We start from the raw sequence: 17,512 nt of genomic DNA, 5'->3' as shown, positions 1-17,512 counted from the left end.
CGCAACAGAATAAGAGAAATATTGATATTCGCATAATTCTGGGTAGTAATTTAAATTCCGGATTTTCAGGGCAATGAATATCCGACAAAAGAATGTTTTTCATATCTTTGCAAATGAGTTATTAATACGATTTGTTAAAAAATTGTCTTACTCCAGCCGATAGATGGGGCAAACATCTATCGGCTTTTTGTGTTTTATAAGTATTATTTCATAGGCTGTCTTTATTTATTAGGTTAATACTAGTTTTTTCATTTTATATAGATGACGTCATTTTCTTTATCTCTTTGATAGGTGAAAGGCACATCATTTTGCAAAACGCGTAGAGCATAATCCAATCCGTCGGATATTCTGAATTTGCCGGTTAGTGTTACCTTTTCTATTTCTTTTTTATCCATCTGAATTTTCAGATCGTAGTATTTTTCTAAATCTGTCATTATTTCAATAAAAGGTTTGCTCTTGAAGCAATACAAGCCCTCTTTCCATCGATATACGTTATAATCATCAATCTTACTGACAACTAATTTCCCCTTTTGCAATGTACTTTTGTAATTGGGAGATAAGATCACGGAATTCTTTTCGTTGTGTGGAGATCGGATTTTTATTCTGCCTTGCATCAGAGATGCCTCAAACACTTTTTTTCTACTGTAAGCTTCCAGGTTGAATTTTGTTCCCAAAACTTCTACATCTAAGACTTGTGTATGTATAATAAACGGACATTTTTCGTTATGTGCTACATCGAAATATGCTTCTCCGTCCAGTATTATCTCCCGCTTCCCTTTTATAAATGGAACGGGATATTGCATCTTGGTTCCGGCATTCAACCAGACGTTTGAACCATCAGGCAGATCCAGATTGACTCGCTGACCGGCTGGTACCGTGATTGTTTGCATGGTGAAATTGGAGTTGTCTTTATCTTGTCTTATTAGAAATGCTGTGGCTGTTATAGCTACTGTAATTACAATAATAGAGGCTATTTTTAAAAGTTCTTTGGAAAAAGAGGTATTTTTCTTATTACCAGTAGTATATATATTGGTTTGTTTTAAATCGCCGGTAAGGACCATAGCATTGAACAGCTTACGTTCCATGCGGAATTGTTTGCTGTTTTCATCGGAAGCTTCAACCCATTCTTTTATCTGTTTCATCTCCCTTACGGAAGTATTTCCTTCAAAAAAACGATATAATATATCTTTATCCATAAATAAATTTGTTGTAGTCTCTATAGAAATAGCGAGTCATGAGAAGTAAGCCCTAGTAAAAAAGGCAACTTTTTTAAAGAAAATGGAAAAAAAATAATGAGGCGGGTAGATAATCCTTTAATGCTAAGCGTAAAACTTTGGTAACTTTGGCAATATGAAATTCTACTCCTTTGGGAGTCATGTTCAGTAAAAGGGCTATTTCTTTGTAAGACTTGTTTTCGTAACGGCTCATTATAAATATTTGTTTACTTTGAACCGGCAAAGTATTCAATGTCTTATTAACAATAGTCAATATTTCTGTTGTAAAAATGTCATTAGGTTCAAAATCTTCTAGGCTGACAATCCTACTCGACAACTCCCAGGCATATAATTGGGATATTTCATCAGTAGCGTCTTGTCGTATTTGTTGGTGTCGAAGGTAGTCTATACATTTATGTTTGATAGTAGTCAGTACATAAGCCGGTATATTGGTATCGGCTGATAATCTGTCTTTGTTTTCCCAATAATACATCATGGCCTCGATAACGAAGTCTTCTGCAACAGCTTCGTTGTGCACATAAGTACAAGCAAAGTATACAAAGCGTTGCTGATAGTCCGTAAAAAATTGATTAAAGCTTTTTAAATCAATCATTGCCGTCAGCTAGTAGTATTATAAATAAGGAATAATTGGACAAATATACACTTTTTCTTTAATTAGGTACAATCCATCTTTAAAAATCTTTTATCTTCTGTTTTAGGATACAATTGTAATCATGAAGTTGATACAGATAATATTTATGTTTCTAATGAAGAGAATCGGGTAGTGGTAGTACTTCGTAATGATATAGAAGAAAATCGTTCTACAATCAAACGAATGGTGAAAGATCAATCGGCTATAATATTTGGTAAACAACAGCTGGTTGAGGCATATGCTCAATGAGATAGATGGATACGCTATTTTAGTTTTGATAAAAACTTGTATCTTCCGGAAATTTCATCTTTCACAATCTTTCCCGGCTGAGGAACCGGAACATGCATTCCTATTACGGCGATGTCCTTGTCGGCGAGGTATTCCAGCACTTTCAGGCGTGTTTCTCGTGCCATGTCGGGATCGACGTCATAGGTTATAGATATCTCGGGGTGTGGCATCTGTATAGCTAGGGCATGTGTCAGGTCGCCCCATACCAGCAGCTTTTCGCCGCCGTCGGAGATGAGATACATTATATGTCCTGGGGTATGGCCGTAGGCCTCTATCGGGAAGATGCCGTCGCCGTAATCCCCGTCGAGCGCAAGAGCTTGTACTGTTTTGACTTTTGTACCGTATTGTTCCTTTATCTTCTGGACTGTATGGAAATTTCCGCGCTGGTCGGGCGGGAACTTGTTCATTTCTACTTCACTGCTCCAATAAGCCAGTTCTTTGTCGCTTACGGCTATCGATGAGTTTACGAAAACAGGATTTCCATCCAACAGCATTCCTCCTACATGGTCTCCGTGCATATGTGTCAACAGTATTTGGTCTACATCCTGGCATTCAACACCAAGGTTCTTCATATGCTCGAAAATTTTCCATCCGTAGCCGGTATCTATGAGCCATACTTTGCCTTTCCCTTTTACCAATACAACGTTTGTTGCGATCGGAAAGGTTCCGTTTGGAGCATATTTAGCTGTTATATCTGCCGGCGCGTCTATCAATAAGCCCGTCTCTGCATCTCCTGAACCTTCGGCAAATACAAACACTTCATAATCTCCCACTTTATAACCAGTGTTTAGTTCGGTTGTCAATTCTTGCGAATATCCATTAAAACTGATACACAAAAAGACAATAAGGATAGAAAATAAGTAAGATAAAGCTCTCATATTCGTGGTTTTATATTATTTGAATATCTCTACATGTTTTTTAAGATATAGATCCGTCCACGTTTTCCATCTGTAATCTCTTTTAAAACGTTGGTTGATCGATTTCCTAATTATTTTATGTACTCGTTATTTTAGTTTTCACTACAAAAGTAAAATAAGGAGAACGATATTCCAATAAAATCACCAATTTAAAATATGAGAAAACTTGCGTGTTTTTGATAGAACAATCGTTACAATGAGTCAAAGTGACGCTTTTGAGAAAGACGGCAAGCGGATAAAAATGGTTCCTGCATATCATTTTTGAGAACAGAGATAGAGTAATTCTTTGAAATTTCTGAGATATTTGCTTCAAAAAAGACTTTGTAAGATTGTTTTTTTTCTAAAAAAAGACTTTGTGAGATTTATTTTCTATATTTGTGCTAGAACAAGAAGACAATAAAATGGAAGAAAAAGACATCGAAAAGATTTATCGGGGCTATCGGAGAAAACTGAAAGAAACTCCTATGTCCTTCACTAGGTTTCTTTATGAAAAAATTAATTGGAATGATAAGCTTATAGGTATCAAGGGTGCAAGAGGTGTAGGGAAAACAACGCTAATGCTTCAACATATCAAACGGAATTTTGATCAGACTGATCGTGCTTTGTATGTGTCATTAGATAATTTATGGTTTACCACTCATTCCTTGGATGATTTGGTAGAGTATCACTATACGCATGGAGGTACTTATCTTTTTCTTGATGAAGTGCATAGATTTCCACAGTGGCAAACGATGTTGAAAAATCTGAATGATGATTATCCGGATTTACATGTTGCATATACTGGTTCATCTATGTTAGAGATTGACATACAACAAGGTGATCTATCCAGACGTCAGATGGTTTATCAATTGGCTGGGCTTTCATTCAGGGAATTTCTGGAGTTTGAATGCGGAATGAAGATACCGGCATATTCTCTGGAAGAGATCTTGCAGAACCATGTGGCTATTGCATCCGGAGTAACAGAGCAGGTTAAGATACTCCCTTTATTTGAAAAATATCTCCGAACCGGTTATTATCCGTTTTATAAAGATACTTATGAAGGATATGATTTTAGATTGCAGGAAGTTGTCAGGCAAGTGATTGAATCAGACTTGCCGGCCGTGGAAGATGTACAATATGTTACTACGCAAAAGGTAAAGAAATTGTTAATGATATTAGTAGAGAGAGTTCCACATACACCTAAAATGAACGAACTCTATAAAGAGTTGGAAACAAACAGGGAGCAGGGCTTGAAGATGTTATATGCATTGGAAAGGGGCGGATTGTTAGCGTTGTTGACCACCCAGGTAAAAAACTATAAGAGTCTTTCACGGCCCGATAAAATTTATTTGGATAATTCTAATTTAATGTATGCATTATCTTCAAATACTGATATTGGAACATTGAGAGAGACTTTCTTTTTTAATCAGTTGAGTGTTTATCATGAATTATTATTACCTCGTCAAGGTGATTTTTATGTCGATCGTCATTATTTATTCGAGGTCGGTGGGCGGACAAAAACGTTTGACCAGATAAAAGATGTTTCCGATAGTTTTTTGGCGGTAGATGGTACGGAAGTGGGACATCATAACAGAATTCCGCTTTGGATGTTTGGATTACTTTATTAGATATTTGTTAAATAATAGAAGGTTAAAATCGCCAAATTTAAAATAGGACAGAACTCGTATGAGATACTTTCTTATTTTAAATTTGGCGAATGTTATATCGTATTACGGCTCCATCACCACCTCGATACTATTTCCCTGGCCAAGTAGCTTTTTGGTGAAGGCCTGTATTTTGGCAGGAGTGATGCTGTTGACTGTTTCGACATATTTCGTTGCGGCGTCGAATCCTTTGTAGTAATAATTATCCAGCGTATTCAGCCAGTAACCATTTTCCTGCTGGTTCTCTGCATGACGTTTCAGGATATTGTCCTGCGTCTTTTTGAAATCTTCCGGACGCGGACCGATATCGGAGATACGTTTCAGTTCGTTGCGTACGATTGTGTTCATCTGTTCCCGTTTGTCAGGATCGGTGTCGAAATAAGCCTGCAGGAAGGTTTGTCCTTTGGGGAAAGAAGAGATACGGGCAGAGGTCTGTACACCGTATGTGCCGCCTTCTTCTTCACGTACCTTTTCCATATACACCAGGTCGAGCACCTGTTTCAACATGGTGGCCGTGATGATGTTTTCCAGGTTGTAATCCATTTCTCCGGAATAGAAGTTTACGACGGAAGCTTTAGGGGTTTCCATCTGACGTTTGAAACGATTTATGTATTCACCTTTACGGATGGCCGGAACCTCTTTTACATTTCCCTGTTCTATTTTACCGTTGGCGGGCAGAGTTGCCAGATATTGTTCTACCAATGGACGGATACTGTCGGTATTGATGTTTCCTACGAAAGTAAAGACAAAACCGGAGGCATCGCCGAAGCGTTCCTTGTACATTTCCATGATACGCGGATAGCTGATATTCTTGAAATCAGCCGGATCGATACGCATGGCGCGCGGGTTATTATTATAAATAGCTTTCGTCAGTGAGTCGCTGAAGGCTACCATCGGATTCAGTTCCACATTTTTCAGCTGGGCAATCATACGGTTTTCAAAAGATTTGTATGCTTCTTCATCCATACGCGGAGCCGTGAAATTGAGGTAGATCAATTCGAATAATGTCTTCAGGTCGGAAGGAGTGGAGGAGCCGTTTACGTTTTCGCTATCCATTCCGAGCGAAGTAGAACAGGATACTTTCTTGCCGGCCAGCATCTTGTTGAGGTCGATAGCCGAGAAATTTCCCAAACCGCCGAGGTCGATGACTTCGTTGAATACTTTCAGGTTGTCGATATCCTTATTTCCGAATAAGGTACTTCCGCCCGAGCTGGTTGCCGTCATAATGATCTCGTCCTTTTTGAAATCGGTATGTTTCAGTACTACTTTAATGCCGTTATTTAAGGTCAATACGGTGGCACCGAACAACGGATCTTCTTTGCTATCCGTGATTTTACCTGGGGCTGGTAGTTCCGAGATCAAAGGTTCGTTCGAAAGTGTTTCCTTATAAGGCTCTACCGGAATGCGTTGTGCTTTCATAAAATCGCGGAGCAGCTGTTCGTCGGTAGGATAGGTGACACCTTCTTTTTCCGGACCGGTCAGGCTGATAACGATATTCCGTTCGCCGATCATATCCTGGATATATTTGTTGACCTGTTCAACCGGAACAGCCTGGGCGATCTGCCCGATCAACGCGTATTCCGTTTCAATACCCGGAATATATCCACCTTCGGTAAAGTGGCGTACATATTCGTTGGTGAAGGCACTGTTACGTTGTTTGTCGCGGTCGTTGTAGAGCGATTCGTATTGTTTGAGCACATTAATGCGTGCCCGATCATACTCAGAAGGAGTGAAACCGAAACGTTTTACGCGTTCTGTCTCTGTGACCAGCGCATTCATGGCAGAGTCCACTTCATTGTCTTTAACCAATGCGGCTACCGACCAGGCACCTTTTGTTTTCGATATCATATAATCGCCGTCTGAAGCTTGTGCAGCAACGAACGGGGGATTGGCTTTCTGTACCATTTCGTTGAAACGTTCGTTCATCATCGTGGCTGCTACGCTCTGGATATAATCTTTTACCACTCCGGCAATCGTACCATACATATCCTGCGGCATCTTTTCATGTTTGTAGAAGATAGACAGGATCGTGTTTGAAGCCTCCTTATCGGTAGCAATGGAGATCAGCGGCATATCGTTGTCTGCCACTTCGAACATTTCGCGGGGAGCCGGGTTTACCGGAGCCGGGATATCGGCAAAGATCTTTTTAACGGCTGCTTCCACTTTATCGACGTCGATGTCGCCAACGATGATAATAGCCTGTAGGTCGGGGCGATACCATTTGTGGTAGTAGTCGCGTAGTTCGTTCGGTTTGAAGTTGTTGATCACATCGATCGTTCCGATCGGCATGCGGTGGGCATAACGGCTGTCCGGATACATCTTCGGTAGTTGCTGTTCCCAGAGACGTGCCTGCGCATCCTGGCGCGTACGCCATTCTTCACGGATCACGCCGCGTTCTTTCTCTATGGCGGAATCGGCCAGTGTGATGAAACCCGACCAGTCATGCAGGATCAACAGGCAGGAGTCTACTACACTTTCACGGGTGACCGGAGCGTTCATGATCATATACACTGTCTCATCGAAGCTGGTATAAGCATTGAAATTTTCGCCGCCGCGCATACCTACACTCTCGGTGAATTCGTCCATTCCTTTATCCGGAAAGTTTTTTGATCCGTTGAAAGCCATGTGTTCCAGGAAGTGGGCCAGTCCGCGCTGGTTCTCTTCTTCCAACATGGAGCCTACGTTTTGCGCAATATAGAAGTCGGCCCGTTCTTTGGGAAGTTCGTTGTGACGGATATAATACGTCAATCCGTTCGACAGTTTACCGTAGCGAACCTGCGGATCGATAGGCAGTGGTTGCATTTCCTGTTGTGCTGCCAGTTGGAAGAGGCAGAAAAAACTTAACAGGGAATAGATTAAAAATCGTTTTTGTTTCATTCGGTTATTAATTATTAATCGGTAATACATACATGACATGCGTTCCGCCTCCTATTTTAGAAAGAACACCTTTTTCGACAAATAGTTTTATATCGGCAGTGGCACGATAACGTGAACAGCCGTTCAATTCTGCATAGTCGAGTGTTGAAATCCGCTTGTTTCGTTGCAGGAAATCCAGCATCTTCTTTTCCCGTTCGTCGAGTGTCAGCTTAGCCGGAGTTTTAACATGTTCGAGTTCTGCATTTCTTAATCCTTCTTTCAGCTTTTCCGAGCAACGGAAATTTACTCCGTCCACCATAACCGTCATTTTCTTTCCGTCGGCCGACGGCTGGGTACGGAGTGAAGGTGAGAAATACCCCAGTTCCTCCAGTTCCACATGCTGCCCGCTTTTTAGGCATAGGGTGATGGCCCATGCAAAAGAGTCGAGCACCGCTTTTACGTCTGCCGAGGAGATTGTAGACCGGGAGCAGATCATTTTGCATAGATAGTCCATTTTTGCTGTACCGTCGGATACTGCCCGTGCATGACTTAATTTCTTTCCTGGCCGGTTCTTCGGCTGCGGTGTCTCATGCACTTTGAATTTTATTCCCATTCTTATTCTTGTTTTATACTAATGTGTCTGTAAAAACAATGTGATGTCACTTTGGTTTCCTGCCGACATAATTGCTTGTCGACAATTGTGGGCAAGCCTGTCGATAATTATGAACAAGCCTGTCGACAATTGTGAGCAGGCCTGTCGATAATTATCGGCAACCAAAAAGGATAGAGACAAATATACAACACAATGCAGGGAATTGTTCGCTATATAGGGATAATTATGCAATATTTATACAATGCATTACTTTCGTTAGAATGTGTTATTTATCCTCAGAATGGATGGCTGCGGCTAATGGGAAGACTTTTGAGGCAGCTTGCGATCATTTGAAGCGGCAATACGATGGCTATCATTTCAGCAAACATTGTGAGGATATTTACAATCCGTTCAGCTTGTTTAATGCATTTAATTCGAAAGAATATAAGAATTATTGGTTTTCTACAGGGACACCTACCTTTCTTATCGATTTATTACAGGAAGTGGACTTCGATGTTCGTGAGCTGGATGGGGTGGAAGCTACCGATGAACAGTTTGACGCCCCGACGGAACGTATCACGAGTCCTATACCTGTTCTCTATCAGAGCGGCTATTTAACGATAAAAGGATATGATCCGGACTTTCAAACTTATTGGTTGGCATATCCCAATGGTGAGGTGCGTAAGGGCTTTATCGAATCGTTGCTTCCCGCTTATATCGGATTGCCGGGGCAGAGCAATACTTTTTATGTCGTTTCGTTTATACGCGATTTGCGTAAAGGCGATATCGAGGGTTGTTTGGAGCGTACTCGTTCTTTCTTTGCTTCTATCCCGAACGATTTGGAAAACAAGACTGAAAAACATTATCAGACTATCTTTTACCTGTTGTTCCGCCTGATGGGGATGTATGTGGAGACGGAAGTGAAGAGTTCTGTCGGTCGTGCGGATGTAGTTATAAAAATGCGGGATACTATTTATGTTTTAGAATTTAAATATGACGGAACAGCCGCGGAGGCTTTGGCTCAAATCGAGAGCAGGCAATATGCGATTCCTTATAACAAAGACGGGCGGCGCATTGTGAAGGTCGGTATTAATTTTGACAGTGCTACACGGACGATCGGGGATTGGATGATCGTCGAAGAATGAAAGAAGGACTTTTAATCATAACTTATAAAACACTTGTCGACGATAAATAAAATGCAAGAATAATTACTTATATTATGAAATAATTAATACCTTAGAGGCATTGAAAGTGATAATCAGCAAGAAATGAGGAATGTTTTTGTTCTGATATTGTGTTTATCTTTTTTAGTGATGTGTAATGATCGTCCTAAAGATTTATCACCTGAACTATCTTGTGCTGAGTCGTTGATGCAATGCCATCCCGATAGTGCTTTGATGATTCTGGATTCAATGAAAGTGCCTTCTCCATCAGACAAACTTCAATATGCTACATGGTGTTTGCTTATCACTCAAGCGCGTGATAAGAATTTTATAAAACATACTTCCGATTCCCTGATCAATATTGCATTGAATTATTTTGAAAAGCAGGATGATCCGGCGAGAAAAGCGACTGCGTTATATTATGAAGGACGGGTTAACTATGATATGGATAATCCGGATGAGGCAACTGAGTATTATTTGCGGGCGAGGGATGTGGCTAAAGGTACAACGGATTATAATTTACTTCATTTAATAAATACTCATTTGGGTACGTTATATCTTTATAGGAATTTGTGTTCCCAAACATCAGAAGCGTATAAAGCAGCTTATGATTATTCAGTCTTAATGGGTGATAGTTTAATAATCTCTTACTCTTTGTCTTACCTGGGACGTGCTTCTGCCATTTGTGGAAATATGGAGAAAGCTGTTGATTATTATAAAAAAGCTATAGAGGTTGCGAATCAATCTAAAAATGAGGAAGCTTTATCCTTTGCTTATAATGAATTGGCTGCAGTGTATACTGGGACGGCAAAGTTAGATTCTTCTTTATATTATCTTAAGAAGGTAATAGATATAGATGAAAAAAACGGTTCTTCTACTTTGGCTCAAACATATTTAGGAATGGGAGATACGTATCGATTAATGGCACAATTTGATTCGTCCTATTATTATTTAGAGAAGGCGTTGAAGACTACTAATATTTACACAAAACAGGATGCCTCTAAGAGCCTATATTATTTATGTAGAGATTTTGGAAAATATAAAGAAGCAATCGAATATAATGATCAGTATTGGTTATATACGGATTCTGTAGAGAATATCGATCGTTGTACGAAAATAGTAGAAATTCAGTCTAAGTATGATCAAGAGAAGTTGTTGAATATAAATAACCGGTTGACAATAGAGAAAGGGAAAATAGAAAAAATAGCATTGTGGGGATTGGTGATATTTTTGTTTGTAATAGGCGTCCTGATATTCTTATATCAGCGAAAGTTACTCAATAAAGAACGTGCTATTAAAAATGTAAAAGATCAGCTGCAGTCACATCTGATTCAATTGCATGAGAATGAGGATGTAATACGTCAAAATGAGAATTTGATAGAATCATTGTCTTTACAAATGGAAGAGACTTTTGATCAGTTGCAGTTGCATTCGATTCAATTACATGAGAATGAGGATGTAATACGTCAAAAAGAGAGCCTGATAGAATCGCTATCTTCACAAGTGGAAACGACTTTTGATTTGCAAAAGCATATTGATGGTCTGACAATGGAGATTGAAAAAATCCGAAATAGAAATGTTTTGTTACAGACTCAGAATAAGTCTTTACATGAAGATATAGAAAAGTATGTCTCCAATTTGCAAGAAAGAGGGGAAGAACTGAAGGCATATAAACAGTTAGTTACTAAAAACGCGATACTATATGACCGTGAAAAATACCTTTGTAATCAACTGGTTAAGCAGATTGAATTGTTAAATCGCTTAAAGGTTACCCCTAAATGTATTCAGGAATCTCAATGGCTGGAAATATTTGAATCAATAGAAATAGTCTATCCCAATCTTATTAATCGTTTACAGAAAGATTTTTCTTCCTTAACAAATAGTGACCTTCAAGTCTGTTGCTTAATAAAACTACATTTAAGTAATTCACAGCTATCCACATTGATGGGTATTTCTCCTTCATCTGTAACTAAGCGTAAACAGCGTTTGAAAGAACGAATCAATCAACATTTGGAAACCCCATTGGAGAAAGAAGGGTCTATTGAAACGTTCCTTTGGGAGTACTGAAAAATGATTAGAAATGAATTGTCCACATTTTGTGGATGTTTTAGATCGTATTTTGCTGTATAATAGGAATTTAAATTCTTGTCCTTGTCCACTCTATGTCTGCATATCTTTGTTCTAACCAGCGATAAAACGTATACCTTTGCTACATCTTAATCAACTAAATTTGATGTCATGCTAAAGAGTAAAAAAATGTTTTCCGGAATTGTCTGTGTTTTTCTTGTATTAGTGTTAAAATTAAAATTTGAAAGTTATGAGAAAATGTTTGATCGAATTAGTATTGGTGATGTTGATGCTTACGTCTTGCTCAACGGGAAGTGAAGATTCTAATCAATTAGGTATCTATGAAATTGAAATTGCTCAATCCGGGGATTATGATAAGTTTAAACTACATGCTAGTGTAAGCTCAGAAGAGGGTGATGGAAGTTTAATATATTCTGATAATGGTAAATCTCTTGGTATTTATTATATATTAAATGAAGAGGATATTCAAAAAGACGAATTGAGATTTTATACAACTAATAAAGCCTTAGGATTATTATTTACATGTTCTGCATTTAATATAAATGAGGTAAAAAGAGATTCAATGTCATTGTTTGTTAAAGCATATTTCAATGGTCGAGTTATTTTGGAAAAACTACATACTTTTTATTCTCATTTTCCAGATGAATTATACCCCGATATTGTAGTTGATAATTCTATAAATATACAGTTGAGGGATTTTAAGTGATTCTGAGAAGAAGGCTAGTCCTATTTGATAAGAATATATTATGAAAATTCTATTGTATAAGTTTTTTATTAGTGCTTATTTACTATGAGATTTTGATTTGTTGAAGTAGTATATTTATTTCGTTAAGGTCTATAGTGACACTATCCATAAAATTGTGTAGAAGAAATTTATAGCTGAAATAGAATTTGTAATTCCCTTATACGCAATTTTATGGATGGTTTCTTTTATGATGTTTTATCAAGTATCGTACTTTCCCGATAGACGGATCAAGCAACTTCTCTTCGTCTTTCTGAGACAAAATAGCAGGCATCTTGTGTCGTATTATGAATATAGTCAGTAAAAGGATTTGTCTCAGTCGTTATGATTGAAAACGTATTGACAACTTCCCCGGTTACTTTGTCTAGCCATGAGTCATAAATACCAGCATAGAGAAAGAAAGTGTATGTACAGGTCGCTTATCTTATTTCGGATGAAAAAATGCGTAAACGTGAGTTTGGTAATCTAATGGCTATACAGGACAACTATCTTAAATATGTGGTTAGTCTGGATGAATTTAACAGAGGGAGCGATGTCTGAGGTATTATTCATCTCCATCTGATTGATTTTTTTGAAGAAAGAAGAGTTATAGACTCAATTCTTAGTTAAACTATTCTATCGCTTTGTATACTAAAGCAAAAAGGCTACTTTTGCACATGAATAGAAAGTAATAGAATGTCAACAACAATTACATATAACCCGGATATAAGGTTAACCATTCATGAAGTCCGCGCTTTGCTGTTTGAGCAGGAACAGCTTGATTTGTCTCCGGTGGCATGGCAGAAGGTGGAGGATTGCTATACCTTTTTAAAGAACTTTTCGGAAGATAAAGTCATATATGGCATCAATACCGGTTTCGGACCGATGGCACAGTACCGCATTGAGGATGATTCGCTGAAACAATTGCAATATAATATTATCCGCAGCCATTCAACCGGAGCGGGTGCTCCGTTGCCGCCCTTGTATGTCAAATCGGCAATGATTGCACGGCTGGTTACTTTCCTGCAGGGTTATTCCGGAGTGCATACCGAACTGGTGGAGTTGTTATTGGCTTTTATCAATAATAATGTCTGTCCGTATATCCCCGAACACGGAAGTGTGGGGGCGAGTGGCGACCTGGTACAACTTGCGCATATGGCACTGGCACTGATCGGTGAAGGGGAAGTTTTCTATCAGGGGGAATGCCGTGAAACTGCTACTGTCCTGAAAGACTTGGGACTGCAACCTTTTTCTATGAAAATACGGGAAGGGTTGTCGGTAACGAACGGAACGTCTGTGATGACCGGTATTGGTATGGTCAACCTGATCTATGCCAAACAGTTGTTGACCTGGTCGGTGGTCGCTTCTGTTATGATGAACGAGATCGCTTCTTCATACGATGATTTTATGTCGCCTGCCCTGAATGGAACGAAGCAACATCAGGGACAACAAACGATAGCGCGTGCCATGCGTGAATGGGTAGCTGGAAGCAGCTCGGTACGTAAACGGGAAAACGAACTCTATTGCCGTCATACCGAAAAGGTTTTTGAACACAAAGTGCAACCTTATTATTCACTGCGTTGTGTTCCGCAGATTCTGGGTCCGGTCCTGGACGAAATGGTCAATGCGGAAAAAGTATTGGTAGACGAACTGAATTCGGCCTGTGATAACCCGATCGTCGACCCGGAGACTGAAAATGTGTATCATGGCGGTAACTTCCATGGCGATTATGTCTCTTTCGAAATGGATAAACTGAAAATAGCCGTTACGAAGTTGACGATGCTTACCGAACGGCAGTTGAACTATCTTTTCCATGATCGTATCAACGGAATCTTGCCTCCGTTTGTCAACCTGGGTGTACTGGGATTGAACTATGGTTTACAGGCTTCTCAGTTTACAGCCACTTCCACAACGGCTGAGAGCCAGACGCTTTCAAATCCGATGTATGTGCACAGCATTCCGAACAATAATGATAACCAGGATATCGTTAGTATGGGGACAAACTCGGCCCTGATTGCCAAAACTGTTATCGAAAATGGCTATCAGGTGATGGCAATCCATTATATGGCTATCGTACAGGCCGTAGATTACCTGAAGATACAGGATAAGTTGTCGCCTCGTACCCGGGATATTTACAATGAAATACGTAGCTTCTTCCCTGTGTTTACAGAAGATACGCCTAAATATAAAGAGATAGCGACAATGGTCGACTGGTTGAAGAATAAGAATATAGAACCAATTGTATGAAATACGCATTAGTGACAGGCGGAAGCCGGGGAATAGGACGTGCCGTCAGTCTTAAGCTGGCGGAGATGGGATATGTCATATTGATCAATTACCAAAGTAACGATACGGAAGCGGAGCACACTTTGCAGTTAGTACGTGAGAAAGGTTCGGATGGCGAGTTATTTAAATTCGATGTCACGAATGCTGAAGCGGTGGCATCCTGCCTGAGCGGGTGGATGGATAAGCATCCGGATGCTTATATTGAAGTGTTGATCAATAATGCCGGTATCCGTAAAGACAACCTGTTGCTTTGGATGACCGGCGAAGAGTGGCACCGGGTGCTCGACATCAGTTTGTCCGGCTTCTTTAACGTTACGCAGCCTTTATTGAAGGACATGCTGGTGAAACGTTTCGGACGAATTGTCAATATCGTTTCCCTGTCCGGTATCAAAGGTATGCCGGGGCAAACCAACTATTCGGCAGCTAAAGGCGGAATTATTGCGGCAACCAAAGCATTGGCCCAGGAGGTGGCCAAAAAGAAAGTCACGGTAAATGCGGTGGCCCCGGGTTTTATCCGTACGGATATGACGGAAGACCTGGATGAAGGCGAATTGAAAAAACAAGTTCCCGCCGGCCGTTTCGGCGAACCGGAAGAGGTGGCCGACCTGGTGGCTTTTCTTGTTTCGCCCGCCGCTTCTTATATTACAGGAGAGGTGATTTCTATAAACGGAGGGTTATATACCTGATATAAAGATTTATGAATAGAGTTGTAATAACAGGGATGGGCATTTACTCCTGTATCGGAAAGAATCAGGAGGAGGTAAAAACATCATTATATAAAGGGCAGTCAGGTATTGGCCTCGACCCGGTACGGAAAGAGTTCGGCTATCGTTCGGCATTGACCGGCCTATTGGATAAGCCGAATCTGAAAGGCGTACTCGATCGCAGGCAGCGTCTCGGCCTTCCCGAACAGGGCGAATATGCCTATCTGGCTACTGCGGAAGCTTTTGCACAGGCTGGGATAGACGAAGAGTATCTGTCGAATCATGAGGTCGGTATCCTTTACGGTAACGATAGCAGTACGGCTCCTGTGATCAATGCGGTGGATATCATCCGCGAAAAAAAGAATACGGCGTTGGTCGGTTCGGGATCTATCTTCCGGAGCATGAACTCGACCGTCACCATGAACCTGTCGGTAATCTTCAAGCTGCGTGGGGTCAATTTTACGATCTCCGGAGCGTGTGCCAGCGGTTCGCATGCGATCGGTATGGGCTATTTCCTGATTCGGTCGGGTATGCAGGATTGTATCGTATGCGGGGGAGCGCAGGAAGTGAATATGTATTCCGTCGGTAGTTTCGACGGACTGGCTGCTTTCTCAGTCAGGGAAGATCAGCCGGAAAAGGCCTCCCGTCCGTTCGACAAGGATCGTGACGGCCTGGTTCCCAGCGGGGGAGGTGCGACCGTTATTATAGAAAGTTATGAGTCGGCTAAACGAAGAGGTGCCAATATCCTGGCCGAAGTGGTAGGATACGGATTCTCTTCCAACGGCGAACATATATCCGTCCCGAACGTGGACGGTCCGCGGCGTTCATTGGAAATGGCATTAAAAGACGCAGGTATGGCGGCCCGCGACATACAGTATGTGAATGCCCATGCTACTTCCACCCCTTTGGGCGACCTGAACGAGGCGAAAGCCATCGCGGAAGTCTTCGGGGAGGCAGCTCCGTATGTGGCTTCTACCAAGTCGATGACCGGACATGAGATGTGGATGGCAGGCGCAAGCGAAGTGATCTATTCCATGTTGATGATGCAGAACGGATTTATCGCTCCCAACCTGAACTTTACGGAACCGGACGAGGCTTCCGCTTTACTGAATATCCCGGCGGAGACTAAACAACTCGAATTCGACACCTTTCTGTCCAACTCGTTTGGCTTCGGAGGGACCAACTCTACATTAATAATCAGGAAATTCAAATCTTAGCAGTCAATAAATAAACAAATGGCAAATACAGAATTAATTCAAAAAATAAACGAGAAACTATCGGAAGAGTTCGAAATAGATATTGAACTGATACAGCCCGATGCCCCGTTGATGCAGACACTCGAACTGGACAGTCTCGACCTGGTGGACATGGTCGTACTGGTGGAACATAACTTCGGGTTTACATTGAAGGCACAGGATTTTGTCGGGATCAAAACGTTCCAGGACTTTTACGATTTCATTGACTCACGTGTGAATGAGTAACGACAACGACACAGGCTGGAAAGGTAAAACGCGCGGAGGTTCTTTCGGCTACCTCTTCTTTATTCTCTTGATAAAAGGACTGGGAGTAAAGGCGGCGTATGCGTTTCTTTGTCTGGTTGTGGTCTACTTTGTCCCGTTTGCCCCGAAGGCGACCCGGGCGATCTGGAGATATGCACGGCAGCGGTTGGGATATGGACGTCTACGTTCTGCCCGTTTTCTGTTGGTCAATTATTACCGGTTGGGGCAAACCCTGATCGATAAGGTGGCGGTCGGTGCAGGGATGGACAAACAATATACTTTCGATTTCGGTACGCGGTATCAGGACTTCCTGGAGGTGTTGAACGGAAATGAAGGAGTCGTTATGATCGGTGCCCATGTAGGCAATTGGGAGATCGGTGCTCCCTTTTTCGATGAATACGGGAAAAAGATGAATATCGTGATGTTCGATGCCGAATATCAGAAGATCAAAGAACTGTTGGAGAAGAATACGAACGGGAAGAACTACAAAGTCATTCCCGTGAATGAAGACAACCTGACACATATATTCCGGATCAGGGATGTATTGAGTAGAGGAGAATATGTTTGTTTCCAGGGCGACCGTTATGTGGAGGGCTCGCAGGTCTTTACAGAGACTTTTCTCGGGAAAGAGGCCTCTTTTCCGGCAGGGCCGTTCCTGTTGGCTTCCCGTCTGGGAGTGCCTGTCGTATTTTACTTTGCTGTCCGTGAGAAGGGCATGCACTATAAGTTTAACTTCGTACTGGCACAGCCGGAGAAGCGTGTCAAAGGGAAAGTGCCGGGGCAGGAGTTGTTGAAGCAATATGTATCGGCGTTGGAATCGGTTGTAAAACAATATCCGGAACAGTGGTTTAATTACTATGACTTCTGGAAATAAGAGATAGAATAAGAG

Annotated in this window: 13 protein-coding genes and 1 pseudogene; 9 read left to right on the top strand and 5 right to left on the bottom strand. The window is 41.1% G+C overall.

Annotated elements, in window-relative coordinates; genetic code table 11:
- Positions 1-248: 248 nt before the first annotated feature.
- From BQ7394_RS23145 to BQ7394_RS23135, 3 genes are all read right to left on the bottom strand, one after another.
- The gene (locus BQ7394_RS23145) at positions 249-1,196 is read right to left on the bottom strand and encodes a FecR family protein (protein WP_075559550.1); all 948 of its coding nucleotides are present in this window, start codon (positions 1,194-1,196) and stop codon (positions 249-251) included.
- A 73-nt stretch (positions 1,197-1,269) separates the two neighbouring features.
- On the bottom strand, positions 1,270-1,827 hold the full coding sequence (locus BQ7394_RS23140; protein ID WP_075559549.1) for an RNA polymerase sigma-70 factor: 558 nt from the start codon (positions 1,825-1,827) through the stop codon (positions 1,270-1,272).
- A 302-nt stretch (positions 1,828-2,129) separates the two neighbouring features.
- Complete coding sequence (locus tag BQ7394_RS23135; RefSeq protein ID WP_075559548.1) at positions 2,130-3,032, bottom strand: MBL fold metallo-hydrolase; 903 nt, start codon at positions 3,030-3,032, stop codon at positions 2,130-2,132.
- A gap of 440 nt (positions 3,033-3,472) precedes the next feature.
- On the opposite strand from BQ7394_RS23135, the gene BQ7394_RS23130 reads away from it, so the two are divergent.
- Positions 3,473-4,678 carry an ATP-binding protein gene (locus tag BQ7394_RS23130; protein ID WP_075559547.1) on the top strand — a complete coding sequence of 402 codons (1,206 nt, stop codon included), beginning with the start codon at positions 3,473-3,475 and terminating at the stop codon, positions 4,676-4,678.
- A gap of 102 nt (positions 4,679-4,780) precedes the next feature.
- Here the strand turns inward: BQ7394_RS23130 and BQ7394_RS23125 are convergent, their stop codons facing one another.
- Both BQ7394_RS23125 and BQ7394_RS23120 read right to left on the bottom strand, forming a co-directional pair.
- Positions 4,781-7,591 carry a M16 family metallopeptidase gene (locus BQ7394_RS23125; RefSeq protein ID WP_075559546.1) on the bottom strand — a complete coding sequence of 937 codons (2,811 nt, stop codon included), beginning with the start codon at positions 7,589-7,591 and terminating at the stop codon, positions 4,781-4,783.
- 7 nt (positions 7,592-7,598) lie between these two features.
- A complete protein-coding gene (locus BQ7394_RS23120) occupies positions 7,599-8,183 on the bottom strand; it encodes an HU family DNA-binding protein (protein ID WP_075559545.1) in 585 nt (194 codons plus the stop codon).
- Between the two features lie 278 nt (positions 8,184-8,461).
- Here BQ7394_RS23120 and BQ7394_RS23115 point away from each other — a divergent pair.
- The 8 genes and pseudogenes from BQ7394_RS23115 to BQ7394_RS23075 form a co-directional block, all read left to right on the top strand.
- A pseudogene (locus tag BQ7394_RS23115) lies at positions 8,462-9,307 on the top strand (PD-(D/E)XK nuclease domain-containing protein); the annotation flags it as partial.
- A gap of 123 nt (positions 9,308-9,430) precedes the next feature.
- Positions 9,431-11,392 (top strand): tetratricopeptide repeat protein, encoded by a 1,962-nt coding sequence (locus BQ7394_RS23110; protein WP_075559544.1) that lies wholly within the window; start codon positions 9,431-9,433, stop codon positions 11,390-11,392.
- A 250-nt stretch (positions 11,393-11,642) separates the two neighbouring features.
- On the top strand, positions 11,643-12,119 hold the full coding sequence (locus BQ7394_RS23105; protein WP_075559543.1) for a beta-barrel fold lipoprotein: 477 nt from the start codon (positions 11,643-11,645) through the stop codon (positions 12,117-12,119).
- A gap of 711 nt (positions 12,120-12,830) precedes the next feature.
- On the top strand, positions 12,831-14,381 hold the full coding sequence (locus BQ7394_RS23095; protein WP_075559542.1) for a flexirubin biosynthesis tyrosine ammonia-lyase FlxA: 1,551 nt from the start codon (positions 12,831-12,833) through the stop codon (positions 14,379-14,381).
- On the top strand, positions 14,378-15,106 hold the full coding sequence (gene fabG / locus BQ7394_RS23090) for a flexirubin biosynthesis SDR family reductase FlxB (RefSeq protein WP_075559541.1): 729 nt from the start codon (positions 14,378-14,380) through the stop codon (positions 15,104-15,106). Before BQ7394_RS23095 ends, fabG begins: the two co-directional genes overlap by 4 nt.
- A gap of 11 nt (positions 15,107-15,117) precedes the next feature.
- Positions 15,118-16,341, top strand: coding sequence for a beta-ketoacyl-[acyl-carrier-protein] synthase family protein (locus tag BQ7394_RS23085; protein WP_075559540.1), 1,224 nt, complete (start codon positions 15,118-15,120; stop codon positions 16,339-16,341).
- 18 nt (positions 16,342-16,359) lie between these two features.
- A complete protein-coding gene (locus BQ7394_RS23080; protein WP_075559539.1) occupies positions 16,360-16,605 on the top strand; it encodes an acyl carrier protein in 246 nt (81 codons plus the stop codon).
- Positions 16,598-17,497, top strand: a complete 900-nt coding sequence (locus tag BQ7394_RS23075; RefSeq protein WP_075559538.1) for an LpxL/LpxP family acyltransferase — start codon at positions 16,598-16,600, stop codon at positions 17,495-17,497. Before BQ7394_RS23080 ends, BQ7394_RS23075 begins: the two co-directional genes overlap by 8 nt.
- Positions 17,498-17,512 lie beyond the last annotated feature (15 nt).

The organism is Parabacteroides timonensis (genome assembly GCF_900128505.1).
Taxonomy (GTDB): domain Bacteria; phylum Bacteroidota; class Bacteroidia; order Bacteroidales; family Tannerellaceae; genus Parabacteroides; species Parabacteroides timonensis.
Note: the sequence above shows the minus strand (reverse complement) of the source record. Positions and strands in the feature narration are given on the sequence as shown.